Origin of the sequence: Photorhabdus stackebrandtii, assembly GCF_011189495.1 — a bacterium.
GTDB lineage: Bacteria > Pseudomonadota > Gammaproteobacteria > Enterobacterales > Enterobacteriaceae > Photorhabdus > Photorhabdus khanii.
In genome coordinates this window covers 40,074-53,145 of record NZ_PUJV01000010.1, presented here as the reverse complement: position 1 = coordinate 53,145, position 13,072 = coordinate 40,074, and the positions used below count along the sequence as shown (strand labels likewise).

Sequence of the window (13,072 nt, the reverse complement as noted above, 5' to 3'; positions counted from 1 at the left end):
AAACTAAATATCCTCCCGTACCTTTCTGCCATAATTTCCATCCATATTATTTAGGTAGGACTGTACCTTAAAGAATCGCCACCTAATTTAGCAAAAGGTGTTACCCCTGTGATGACATTCTGGCAGTGTACCCCTGATTAGGATGATTCGGTGTTTGGGGAAATGCCATAATCAAGCATTGTTTATCAATCAATGGTTTTATATGACGCTGTCTAAGATTTTTCGCTGAACGATTTAATAACGTACTCAACACATCAATACAGATATAGTGAGAATAGCAAAGTTTCGTGATGAGCAGTTGCATTTGCTCCGGTTCTAATCGTCGATTCTCATAAGCGGGTTTAGCAATTTCTTGCAGTTTTTTTCTTAAATCTAACTTTATGTACTCTAAGTGATCAACAAATGGCAAGCTAAACGAAGAAGAAGTGAGCCGCCCTAACTCATCCCGAGTGATTTGAGCATCTGAAGCTGTATGAGGCAAGCTAGAGTCCTTATGAGGCAAGCTAGAGTCCATATGAGGCAAGCTAGAGTCCATATGAGGCAAGCTAGAGTCCATATGAGGCAAGCTAGAGTCCATATGAAGCAAGCCCAATCCATTATTAACACTATTTATTATTACAGATGAAAAAATTTCTTCTGGGTTCGGTAACGACATACCGGGTAATGTGTAGGACTTATTACGTTTTTCACCTGATGCAACCAAAAAGCCTTTATATTCAAGCCGGGGGAAAGCCAAAGTGACTTCCCGGGAGTGTAGAGTTGTTAGCTCACAAGCCCGTTGATGATTAATCCACCCTTCTACAGCAACTGTAGCTAAAATCACTCGATCAAGATTTTCTAATTGTTCAAATTCGCTTCCAAACCTGAGTCTCAACTGCATTAAGATATTTTCAGGGATCAAGCTAGCAGTAGGTAGCTCCAACAAGGTTTGCTCAGGTATCTGACGCTCATGTAAATTAGGCCGACGCCAGTCAGCAGAAGACCATCCGCTATATATTTTAGGTAACCCAGACCCCGCCCGTTCTCCTAAACCAATTAGCAAAAACATTTGATGCATGATTCTGTTCCGGCAGTCACTATCTCCACCTTTAATGGCAAATTCAATCGGTACTCTCATTAATCCAGGATTACGAAAGCCAAACATATCAGGTCGTTTTACAACCAATATGGAGACCCTTCCTGTAAAATCTGCATGCACTAATGTATTGACTAATGCTTCACGTAACGCAATATGAACCAACGTATCATCTTGACGCTGACCACACTGGATCCCGAAAGGAACTTTAAGATCAGTGATTAGTTTTCGATAAACTCTGCGATAGAAATCAAACAAATTCCCAGACCACGTCCCATCTGGATAAACACGATCAATCCAACGCAATTCAATTTTAGCTTCTGGCCGTTCCTGATAATCCACAAAGTAATGTGGGGCGGCCTCCATAATAGCATCCCAGTTACCAAACATCAGAACACCAGCAAGTGTTAAGCCTTCTTGTCCAGTTACTCGATCTTTACGCCATGCTCGTATTAAACGCAGAAATTCGGGGAGTTCATGCTCCAAATAGGGATGATTTGGTTTTGCACTAGCAAGTAGTTGACGGAAAGTCTTTAAGCTATCCATATTAAGATCGGTTATATCGAAACCAGTTAAAATACGAGCATCACGCTCATCTTCAACCTGTTCCACTAACCACCGTTTTACTGTCTCAGCATCGCAAAGTTGATCACTTTCATTTCTTCTCTGATAAGAACCTTTTAAAGGATCACCTTTTATAAATACAGGTTTTTGTTTACGTAGCGCAGCAGGGATACGAACAGCAACAACATTTTTTCCCTGTAATTTTACAGATTGAACACAGCTATCGGTTAGCAAATTAATACTGACCATAGATGGATTGTTAACAGTATTAAATAAATCGGATTTTATTTTTTCTACGTTTTCAACACCAACCGGAGTGAATTTACCTTTTTTTTCTTTCACACCAAGAATAACCCAACCTCCGCCGCTATTCGCCATAGCACTATAACTTGGCCAAAAATCACGGGGCAATTCGCCTTTGCCATCTCTGCCGTTGGCTAGTTTGAACTCAACTTCACTCGTTTCGACCAACGTTTGAAGATCAAGGATTTCCTGTAAAGTTACACTCATCAAATAATTTCCTGCCTACATATTTTCTCAAAACGCAGGGACGATTATGCCTTAAGCATTAACCCAATCCACCGCCTCGCGAGTCAAGCGACCAATTTCTTGCCAATTCTGGCTATCCACCAGCGCTTTACTAACCATCCATGAGCCACCACACGCCACAATACGCGGCACCGCAAGATAATCACGGACATTCTCCAGCCCAATACCTCCGGTAGGCATAATCTGGAGTTCAGTATAAGGTGCTAATATCGCTTTAATCATCGGCAAACCACCGGAAGGTTCTGCTGGGAAGAATTTCAGCAGTTTCAGCCCCAACTCCATTGCACCTTCTATAGCACTTGGGTTATTCACACCTGGAATAATCGGAATATTCAGTTCCTGACAGGCTTTAACCGTATTTGGATTAAAACCCGGAGAAACTATAAAAGTGGCACCCGCTTGTTTCGCAGCAACTACCTGCCCACGATTCAGAACAGTTCCTGCGCCAATCAGCATATCCGGCCGAGATTCTTTTAGCAGACGAATCGCTTCTGCCGCCGCTGCGGAACGGAAAGTAATTTCTGCTACCGGCAAACCATTGTCAGCCAGTGCGTTACCCAGCGGAATAATATCTTCCGCACGATCAACAGCAATCACAGGAACAATTTTTAATTGGCGTAACTGCTCAATCATTTGTTTCATCACTTTTTCTCCTGCCCTTAAAAGAAGCTGTCAATCATCGTTTTAGTAGCACTGATTGGAATAATCGCCCCTTTATGCTGAATAACGATACCCGCAAGACCATGCCCCATTTTTACCGCTTGTTGTACTGAGCAATCTGTCAAATAGCCGGCCAAAAACCCGGCGTTAAAAGCATCTCCCGCCGCTGTGGTATCGACCACTTTACCAACCGGCTCAGTTGGGATCTGCTCAATCGGCGTACTCTGCACCAAATTCTGATAATAACAACCGGCTGCACCCACTTTAACAATAGCTTCTTTAACCCCTGCCCATTTGAGACGGGTCATGATTTCTGTCACTGATTTATCACCCCACAAATTGCCTTCATCGTCATCTGTCACCAGTGCTAATGAGGTAAAAGAGAGTAATTTCTGATAACAGGCTTGGGTTTCTACCACACTTTCCCATAATGCCGGACGGTAATTACTGTCAAAAACCACCGTTTTTCCTTGCGCAGCCAGTTCAGCCAATTGATTCAGTAATATTTCACGATCATCGGCAGGCAAGATAGCCAGGCTAATGCCACTGAGATAAATAGCATCCATCTGCTGCAACGATTGAATAACAGAAAAGAAATCAGGATGGCGAACCATATAACGAGCGGCGGAATCATTACGCCAGTACAGAAAAGTGCGTTCTCCCTGCTCATCAAGTTGAATCAGATACAACCCTGGTTGATGAACCGGATCACGCAACACCAGATGCGTATGGATACCCTCATCTTGCCAACGTTTGATCATACCTTCGCTGAGTGAGTCCATTCCCAGCGCAGTAACAAAATTCACAGCAATCTTTTGCTGGCTTGCCCGTGCTAAGTAAACCGCACTATTCAGCGCATCACCACCAAAAGTCTGATGTAGAGTACCGAAAGGCGCGCCATTAAGCTCAATCATACATTCACCAAGAAATGCAATCCGCTTCATTGGTTTTCTCCCGGCAAGGCAAAATAACGGCGGGCATTATTAAAGCAAATATTCTCAACCATCTGCCCTAACATTGCTCTGTTATTAGGAATTTCTCCGTTTTCTGCCCATTGCCCCAACAAGTTACACAGAATTCGACGAAAATATTCATGTCGTGTGTATGAAAGAAAGCTACGGGAATCGGTCAACATACCAACAAACTGACTCAACAACCCAAGTTGGGAAAGTTGTTCAAGCTGGCGCAACATGCCATCTTTCTGATCATTGAACCACCAGCCCGAACCAAACTGCACTTTACCGGCAATACCGCCCCCCTGAAAGTTGCCTGCCATCGTGGCAATCACTTCGTTATCCCGAGGGTTTAGGCAGTAGAGAATTGTTTTCGGCAATTCATCTGTCACATCCATACTATCCAGCAAGCGGGATAACGGCCAGGCGATATTGCTATCACCAATGGAGTCAAAGCCACTATCCACACCAAGCAAACGAAACATACGAGTATTATTATTACGAATAGCGCCGATATGCATCTGCATTACCCAACCACGAGCTGCATATTGACGACCAAGCCATACCAGAACCGCCGTTGTGTACTGCGCAATTTCGAGTTCAGAGAGAATATCGCCTGTCAGCCGTTTTTGCAGGATCCTATCCAATACAGCTTCATCAGGAACCGCTGTATAGCACAGATTCTCTATGCCATGATCAGCAGCCCGACAACCATGCGCGGCAAAATGATCAAGACGACGCTCCAGCGCGTCCAGCACATCAGCAAAAGCAGAAATCGACACATCAGCCACCGCCTCAAGCTGTTTGATGTAATCCGTGAAACCTGCCAGCTCGATTTTAAATACACGGTCAGGACGCCAACTGGGTAATACTTCGATATCGAAATTGTCATCTGCGGCGATTTGACGGTGATATTCCAGAGAATCCACCGGATCATCCGTCGTTCCAACCATACGCACATTCATTTGCCGCATAATGCCACGAGTTGAAAATTCCGGTGTCGCCAGCTTTTCATTGCATTGATACCAGATTTCATCAGCAGTTTCCGGCCCGAATAATTTCCCGGCGATACCAAACGGACGGCGTAACTCCAGATGAGTCCAGTGATAAAGCGGATTTCCCAACGTCAGTGGCACTGTTTTCACCCACGCCTGATATTTTTCATAATCACTGGTTTGTTTGCCGGTAATCAGTGATTCATCAACCCCTGCGGAACGCATTGCCCGCCATTTATAGTGATCCCCTTCCAGCCAAATCTGACCGAGGTTATCAAACCGGCGATTTTCGGCAATTTCACGCGGGTTAAGATGGCAATGATAGTCATAAATCGGCATAGCTGCGGCGTGTTCATGATATAGCTGACGAGCTGTTTCATTGTTCAGCAGAAAATCTTCACACATAAAATTTTTCATGTCTTTTTCCGGTGCCCAGATCAGCGTATCGCCACAACGCAACGTGCGCCGTAGTCTAATAATTGTTGGTAAGCGTTACTCACTACCCGAACAAAATGCGGGTTGGCTAACAATGGGTTGCCAAAAACAGCCAACAATGCGGGAACTGCATCAACAGATAATCCATGTTGCCGATAAATAGATTTAAATTGGTCAACCAACGGATCACGTACATCAATCAATTCGCCTTGCTCATCTTTACCGCTGATATAACGCATCCAGCCAGCAATGCCCAAGGCCAGATGCCAATAATCGCTGCCATTCGCCAGATGATAAGTGACAGAATCAAGCATACGTTGGGGTAATTTCTGGCTGCCATCCATTGCTATCTGCCAGGTCTGGTGCTTAAGTCTGGAGTTACTGAAACGCTCAATAAGGAGGTGCGCATATTGGAAAAGATCCGTTCCTGCCGGCATCGTCAGAGTTGGAGCCTGCTCTTTCAGCATTAGATCCAAAGCGGCTTGCCTGTAATCGGGGTTCATCATTGCGTCAGCAATATGCGCATACCCTCCCAAATAGCCCAGATAAGCCAAAAATGAGTGGCTGCCGTTGAGCATTCGCAATTTCATGGTTTCAAAAGGCACCACATCTTCAACAAATTGTGCTCCCGCCACATCCCAGTTTGGGCGGCCACTCACAAAATTATCTTCAATCACCCATTGGCGGAAAGGCTCACAGGCAATTGCGCATGGGTCATAAACACCCAATTGTTCAGCTATTTCCTCCAGCGATTCTGGCGTAGCCGCTGGAACAATGCGGTCAACCATAGTGCATGGGAACGTCACATTCCCCTCAACCCACTGCGCCAGTTTTTCATCTCGTAAACGGGCAAAACCGATCACCGCTTCACGGGTCACTTTGCCATTTTCTCTGACGTTATCGCAGGACATCACCGTCAACGGCGATAAGCCACGTTTATAGCGTAAGCGAAGCGCTTCAACAATATATCCAATAGCCGATTTTGGCGCTGTTGGATTAACTAAATCCTGTTGAATCAGCGCATTATTCACATCCAATTTGCCACTGGCGGCATCGGTACAATAGCCTTTCTCGGTAATTGTCAGCGAGATAATCGCCACTTGCGGCTGTGCCATGGTTTCCAGAATACCTTGCTGACCAACAAATTCAGGGTGTAAAGCATCAATCATCGAGCCGATAATTTTCAGCTCAGTTTGTTCTGCCCCTTTTTCCGCAATGGTACACAAGCAATCTTGATCGTTAAGTTGCTGAATAAGTGTCTGACCGGAGAACAAACTGACTTCACAAATGCCCCAGTCACTGCCGGTTTTTTCCAGCATGTGATGAGTAAAAACCGCCTGATGCGCCCGGTGAAAAGCGCCACATCCCAGATGAACAATGCGAGTAACCAGTTTCTGGCGATCATAGGCAGGAAAAGAAGCAACAGGATTGATTTCGCCGTTGGTGATATTACGGATCATGGAATAATTCCTTTAACGACGCAGATTATCTGAATAATCAGTAACTCAGTAACATCTGAGGCAACCACAAGCTCAGTTGTGGCATAAAGGTCACCAGCATCAGAGCGATAATCAAAGCACAGTACATAGGCACCAAAGGCTTCAGTACCTTATTAATGCTGACCTCACCGATAGAGCAGCCAACAAACAGCGCACTCCCTACCGGCGGCGTGCAGATACCAATCGCCAGGTTGAAAGTCATAATGATACCGAAGTGTACCGGGTCAACCCCCATATTCTGTGCCACCGGCAGGAAAATTGGAGTAAAAATCAGAATCGCCGGAGTCATATCCATGAAGGTCCCGATCAACAACAGAATGAGATTAATGACCAGCAGAATAACCAGCGGGTTTTCAGAAACTTCCATCAGCGCATCAGCAATCAAATAGGGCAAATCAGCATTCGCCATTGCCCATGACATGCCCATTGATGCACCAATCAGCAACAGGACAATCGAGGTGGTCACAGCAGAATCGAGAATGATTTTTGGCAGTTTAGTGATACTGACTTCACGATAAATCAGTACGGCTAAAACAAAGCTGTACAACACCGCAATCGCCGAAGCCTCTGTCGCGGTAAAAATACCGGCAATAATACCGCCCATAATGACCACAACCAGCATCAGGGAAGGCAAGGCGCGAACCAGGGTAGTAAAAAACTCGCTCCATGTCGGCTTTGGCGATACCGGATAATTACGGCGCCGGGCAATAATCGCCGCCACAATCATCAGGGATACCCCCATCAGAATGCCGGGAATATAACCTGCCAGAAACAGGGCGGCAATGGACGTACCACCAGAAACCAGTGAATAAACAATCAAGGTATTACTGGGCGGGATCAACAAACCAGCAGGGCAGGAAGCAATGTTGACAGCGGCAGAATATTCCGGCTCATAGCCCTCTTTTTTCTGCATTGGCGCTATCGTTCCGCCGACTGCCGCAGCCGATGCCACCGCTGAACCTGAAATCGCCCCGAAAAACATGTTCGCCATAATATTGACGTGAACCAGAGAGCCAGGTAAACGGCCACCAATGACTTTTGCCAGATTAATCAGCCGGGCAGCGATCCCCCCCTGATTCATAATATTTCCCGCCAGAATAAAAAACGGGATCGCCAGTAAAGAGAAGTTATCGACACCTGCAGCCATACGCTGAGCGACAACGGTAATTGCTGCCTCCATTGGCAGAGTCATCATAATTGCCAGTAATGACGACAAACTAATCGCAAAAGATACCGGCACACCCAGTGCTAACAGCACAGCGAAACTACCAAACAAAGCTAAAACCACTTGCCAATCCATAAGCTTATCCTCTTCTGTTTGGTGATGTTAATGACTTTCAGAAACCGTGGTGTCTTTACCTGAAAAATTCTGAATTAGAGAAACAATGTCTGCCAGCACATAGAAAATCATCAACACTCCACTGATTGGCAAACATAAGTAGACATATCCCATCTGTAGCCCTAACGCCGGTGTAATTTGCCCGGTTTCAAGCGTTGAGATAGCCAGTACTGATCCGCCATACACCAGTACGACCGCAGCAAACAACGCTATCGCCGCCTGTATCACCAAACCCACAATATTTTTACCTGCCCCTTTAAGTTTCATCATTAACAGGTCGATAGCTAAGTGACGGTGTTGGCCTGTGGTATATGCCGCGCCAACCATGGCGACCCACATAAACAGATAACGGGCAAGTTCATCCGTTACCGTACTCGGCGTACCAAGCACATACCGGGAAACCACCTGCCATATGACACAAAACACCAAAAAAGTGGAAAGGCAGATGGTAAAAAATGCCAAACCTTTATTGATGCAATCCACAAGGTTTTTCATGGGGCTTTGTCCTTATAGGCCTTTACGGATGCCATTTCTGGTTGACCAGATGTCAGAAAACTGCCTGACCAAATAAGTAAAGGGCACTTTACGTCACCCGGATTATAAGATTAAGGTCAAAAAAACATCCAGTGAGCGGGATCACAAACTGATTGGTTGACCAAAAAACCGGATTATTTTGAGATCTTGGTCAACCAAATGATTTTTACTTTTTGACGAAAACCAAAGTGATGCTTATGGTTTGACCGTCAGTTCAGCTGTGCCCGTAACCTATTTACAGCAATTGGAGAACGAACAATGAACAATTCTAAGCGTATTTTATCTACTGTCATCGGCGCAATATTCACCTTGGGAGCATCACAAGTCATGGCAGTGACAACATTAAAACTCAGTCATAACCATAACCGCGATCACGCAGTACACAAGGCAATGACTCAGTTTGCTGATGAAGTTCGCCAAAAAACAAATGGTGATGTTCGTATTCGGATCTACCCAGATGCACAATTGGGCAACCAGCGGGAATCGATGGAGCTGATGCAAAATGGGGCGCTGGATTTAGTCAAATCTAATGCTGCGGAACTGGAAGCGTTTACACCTGCCTATTCCGCTTTTAATTTACCTTATCTGTTCCGTGATAAAGCACACTACGAAAAAATCAAAAACGGTGAGATTGGTAAAGAGATCCTCGCTTCCAGCAAAAACAGCGGGTTTGTCGGTATAACCTATTATGAAGCCGGTGCACGCAGCTTTTACGCCAAAAAGCCGATTCGTACTCCTGCGGATTTAAAAGGCATGAAAATCCGAGTACAACCTAGCCCAACCGCCATTTCAATGGTGAAAAACCTGGGTGGTAATCCGACACCATTGGCTTACGGCGAACTGTATACCGCCCTGCAACAGGGGGTCGTGGATGCCGCAGAGAACAATATTCCCTCTTTCAACCTGAGCCGTCACAGTGAAGTTGCAAGGTATTTCTCACTGGATAAGCACACTATGGTGCCGGATGTCTTGGTGATTTCTAATAAATCGCTAAATAAACTGTCATCAGCACAACAAAAAATCCTCATGGATGCGGCAGCCAACTCTTCGGAATACATGACGAAGCTATGGGAAAAATCAGAAGCGAAGGAGCGCCAGAACGCAGAAAAAATTGGGGTCAAGTTTGTTGATGTTGATAAAAAATCGTTTGAAGAAGCCGTCAAACCTATGTACGACAACATCAAGAAAACTGATCCAATGCTTTACCGTATGGTAGAACGCATTCGCGCAGTAAGATAATCATCCCTGGTGAAGGTCAAACGGCCTTCACCCTTAAGTGGCGTTTTTGGTTGACCAATTCCTGTTTTTGACTATGATCTATGCAATACAATAATAATTATCGTAATGGTAGCGATGTAATGAAGCATTTACTTGAGCCAAAACGCCCTTACCAAGAAGTTGGCGTTTCATTAAGGCAGATGATTGCCAACCAGCAATATCGTATCGGGGATCGTTTACCACCAGAGCGAGAGCTTGCTGATTTATTAGGGGTTTCCAGAACCATTGTCCGTGAAGCCTTGATCATGCTCGAACTGGAAAACCTGATTGAAGTTCGCAAAGGTTCCGGGGTTTATATTATTAACCTCCCTCACGTGTCGTCGTCTTCATGCTCAGTCAACGCGGCAGGACCTTTTGAACTATTACAGGCTCGTCAATTACTGGAAAGTAATATTGCTGAATTTGCCGCAATGCAAGTCACACCCAACGATATTGCTAATATGCGCCGGGCACTGAAAAGAGAGTCGGAAGATTTGGCTGCCGGTGAAGATGAATCCGGCGACAGAGAATTCCATTTGGCAATTGCGGAAGCGACACATAACAGCATGTTAGTTGAACTACTTAAACAATCCTGGGCATGGCGGGAAAATAATCCCATGTGGCTAAAACTCCATAGCCGAATCACCGACAAAGATTACCGTAAAGAATGGCTGCATGATCATCAGATCATTTTGGCCGCTATGATCAAGAAAGATCCGGCGGCAGCCAAACAGGCAATGTGGCAACACCTGGAGAATGTGAAATTACGTTTGCTGGAATTGTCTGATATTGATGATCCCTATTTCGATGGTTATCTGTTTAATTCATATCCCTTTGAAATAGCAAAGCAGCGTAATTAATTCAGCAGGATAATTTATAAATACGTTTTTATATCCAGTTATTCTGGTGGCTGTTTTTCATTCTGAATTTATGCAAAGGTAAATAATAATGGAACAAACCTGGCGTTGGTTCGGCCCAAATGACCCTGTTTCCTTAGATGATATCTGTCAGACTGGTGCAACGGGTATCGTCACCGCATTACACCATATTCCTAACGGGCAAGTTTGGAGCAAAGATGAAATCCTGGCCCGTAAAACCCTAATCGAAAATAAAGGGCTTATCTGGTCGGTTGTTGAAAGTGTGCCTGTTCATGAAGAAATTAAAACTCAGACAGGCCACTATCAGCAATGGATTGATAACTACAAAACTTCGCTGAAAAATCTGGCTGAATGCGGCATAGACACCATTTGTTATAACTTCATGCCAGTGTTGGACTGGACACGTACTGACCTTGAGTATCTACTCCCTAATGGCTCTAAAGCCCTGCGTTTTGATCAAATTGCCTTTGCCGCATTTGAGATCCACATCCTCAAACGCCCTGGCGCAGAAGCCGATTACACCATTGAAGAACAAGCTCAGGCAAAAGTCTATTACGACAATATGTCTGATGCTGATATTGATAAACTCACTGCTAATATCATTGCCGGTCTACCGGGCACCGAAGAGGGCTACACACTGGAAGAGTTTCAGGCGCAATTGGATCGCTACAAAGATATTAGCCGCGATAAACTGCGTGAGCATCTGGCTTATTTCCTGCACCAGATTGTTCCTGTATGTGAAGAACAGGGTTTACGTCTGGCAATTCACCCGGATGATCCACCTCGCCCTATTCTGGGCTTACCACGTATCATTTCCACTATTGAAGATATTGCATGGCTGACAACCCTTGAACCAAGCCCGGCTAACGGCATCACGATGTGCACCGGCTCCTACGGCGTTCGTGGTGATAATGATCTGATTGAGATGATTCAACGCTACGGCAACCGGATCTATTTTACTCACCTGCGTTCTACCCAACGGGAAGAAAACAGTAAAACTTTTCATGAAGCCGCTCATCTGGCAGGTGATGTAGATATGTATAGTGTGGTGATGGAAATTCTGCGTGAAGAATATCGCCGCAAAGCAGCCGGAAATGACCGCTTGATCCCAATGCGTCCTGATCACGGTCACCAAATAATTGATGATCTGAAAAAACAGACGAACCCCGGTTATTCCTGTATTGGCCGATTAAAAGGTCTGGCAGAATTTCGCGGGCTGGAATTAGGTTTAAAACGCGCATTTTTTGAGAAAAAATAATAAGTTTGAGTAATTAACTATATCTATTAGTAACCCTAAAAAGGGTTACTTTTTATATTTATTCATATCGAGGTTATTATCAGATGATTGGAATAAAATCTTACTCTACTATTTTAATTAATTTGCTAACGGTAACAAACGAGAAACTCTCAGCAAACTCTCTGTTTTCCGATAAGTAAGAATAAGTTATACCAATTTATTTTTTGCAAAAATCGCATAACCTCTAGGTTTTAATGCCGTATGATCTTTACGGGATATATGCTGGTTACGAGTAGTTCTTAACCCACCTTTCTTCCATTCTGGCCATTGTTCAACTATTTTACTCGCTTCGCTTAAATAAGCGAAGAACTCTTCTCTATTAGTCATTTTTTTAACTCCTTCATTAAATCATCCACATTAGCTGCTGATTCGGTCTCTTTTTCTATATAAGATAATGATAGCATCCTCATTCTAAGCCTTCCATCTTTTCTATACCATTTAACAACCTTACCATTCTTATCTTTTCTTTTTATTTTATATCCCTAGATTTATTGAGAACAAATTAAAGAAACAACGAGGCCCAACACCCACGAATGGCTCAAAAATCACTTTATTATCAGAAACTTCTTATTCAGATGTCGCAATAGAATCAGGATGAAAATCAAAAACTTTACTTTTAGGATAAGGTTCAATATATATAACTCTCCTTATACCACTGGCAACAATATGCTTTGCGCAGTTATGACAAGGAAATGTAGTACAATATAATATCCCATTATAAATACTAACATTACTTCTTGCACATGCTAAGATTGCCTCAATTTCAGCATGCACAACCCTGCCATATTCGGTAATATCGTTTATCTTGCTTCTGAATAGATATTCCTTAAACTCTTCTTTTTTTTCACTTCAATATCTTTAAGTACATCTTCAATAATTAATCTTTTCTCTTTTGCATTTGAATCTTCACCTATCTTATAATCTATACTATTTTTAGCATCTTCAATCACATCTCCTACATAATCAGGCCAGATAAATAACGTTAACTCAGCACCATCCGTTGCCGTTAATGGCACGTCACAACCCAGTTGTTGTAA

13 protein-coding genes are annotated in these 13,072 nt (G+C 44.0%); 3 read left to right on the top strand and 10 right to left on the bottom strand.

Annotated features, from left to right (window positions below; all coding sequences use genetic code 11):
- Nucleotides 1-100 precede the first annotated feature (100 nt).
- Genes C5470_RS10710 through C5470_RS10680 form a run of 7 tightly spaced genes read right to left on the bottom strand, consistent with a single transcriptional unit; the run spans nucleotide 101 to nucleotide 8,564 of the window.
- A complete protein-coding gene (locus C5470_RS10710) occupies nucleotides 101-2,149 on the bottom strand; it encodes an RNA-binding domain-containing protein (RefSeq protein ID WP_166288681.1) in 2,049 nt (682 codons plus the stop codon).
- A 51-nt stretch (nucleotides 2,150-2,200) separates the two neighbouring features.
- On the bottom strand, nucleotides 2,201-2,830 hold the full coding sequence (locus C5470_RS10705; RefSeq protein ID WP_166288678.1) for a bifunctional 4-hydroxy-2-oxoglutarate aldolase/2-dehydro-3-deoxy-phosphogluconate aldolase: 630 nt from the start codon (nucleotides 2,828-2,830) through the stop codon (nucleotides 2,201-2,203).
- Between the two features lie 17 nt (nucleotides 2,831-2,847).
- A complete protein-coding gene (locus C5470_RS10700; RefSeq protein WP_166288675.1) occupies nucleotides 2,848-3,792 on the bottom strand; it encodes a sugar kinase in 945 nt (314 codons plus the stop codon).
- On the bottom strand, nucleotides 3,789-5,213 hold the full coding sequence (gene uxaC, locus C5470_RS10695) for a glucuronate isomerase (protein WP_166288672.1): 1,425 nt from the start codon (nucleotides 5,211-5,213) through the stop codon (nucleotides 3,789-3,791). The genes C5470_RS10700 and uxaC overlap by 4 nt, the downstream gene beginning before the upstream one ends.
- A gap of 20 nt (nucleotides 5,214-5,233) precedes the next feature.
- Entirely contained in the window at nucleotides 5,234-6,691 is a 1,458-nt protein-coding gene (locus tag C5470_RS10690) for a fructuronate reductase (RefSeq protein WP_166288669.1), read from the bottom strand.
- A 37-nt stretch (nucleotides 6,692-6,728) separates the two neighbouring features.
- Nucleotides 6,729-8,030, bottom strand: a complete 1,302-nt coding sequence (locus tag C5470_RS10685; protein WP_166288666.1) for a TRAP transporter large permease — start codon at nucleotides 8,028-8,030, stop codon at nucleotides 6,729-6,731.
- Nucleotides 8,031-8,057: 27 nt separating this feature from the next.
- Nucleotides 8,058-8,564: a TRAP transporter small permease gene (locus C5470_RS10680; protein ID WP_036846371.1), complete on the bottom strand. Its 507-nt coding sequence runs from the start codon at nucleotides 8,562-8,564 to the stop codon at nucleotides 8,058-8,060.
- A gap of 297 nt (nucleotides 8,565-8,861) precedes the next feature.
- Here C5470_RS10680 and C5470_RS10675 point away from each other — a divergent pair, with 297 nt between their 5' ends.
- From C5470_RS10675 to uxuA, 3 genes are all read left to right on the top strand, one after another.
- Nucleotides 8,862-9,842, top strand: coding sequence for a TRAP transporter substrate-binding protein (locus C5470_RS10675; protein WP_166288663.1), 981 nt, complete (start codon nucleotides 8,862-8,864; stop codon nucleotides 9,840-9,842).
- Nucleotides 9,843-9,961: 119 nt separating this feature from the next.
- Entirely contained in the window at nucleotides 9,962-10,720 is a 759-nt protein-coding gene (locus C5470_RS10670; RefSeq protein ID WP_036846377.1) for an FCD domain-containing protein, read from the top strand.
- A gap of 88 nt (nucleotides 10,721-10,808) precedes the next feature.
- Nucleotides 10,809-11,996: a mannonate dehydratase gene (gene uxuA, locus C5470_RS10665; RefSeq protein ID WP_166288660.1), complete on the top strand. Its 1,188-nt coding sequence runs from the start codon at nucleotides 10,809-10,811 to the stop codon at nucleotides 11,994-11,996.
- A gap of 186 nt (nucleotides 11,997-12,182) precedes the next feature.
- Here the strand turns inward: uxuA and C5470_RS10660 are convergent, their stop codons facing one another.
- The 3 genes from C5470_RS10660 to C5470_RS22790 form a co-directional block, all read right to left on the bottom strand.
- Entirely contained in the window at nucleotides 12,183-12,362 is a 180-nt protein-coding gene (locus C5470_RS10660; protein ID WP_166288657.1) for a hypothetical protein, read from the bottom strand.
- A gap of 240 nt (nucleotides 12,363-12,602) precedes the next feature.
- On the bottom strand, nucleotides 12,603-12,809 hold the full coding sequence (locus C5470_RS22795) for a deaminase (protein WP_339916420.1): 207 nt from the start codon (nucleotides 12,807-12,809) through the stop codon (nucleotides 12,603-12,605).
- Nucleotides 12,810-12,835: 26 nt separating this feature from the next.
- Nucleotides 12,836-13,051, bottom strand: coding sequence for a hypothetical protein (locus C5470_RS22790; protein WP_242687917.1), 216 nt, complete (start codon nucleotides 13,049-13,051; stop codon nucleotides 12,836-12,838).
- Between the last annotated feature and the right edge of the window lie 21 nt (nucleotides 13,052-13,072).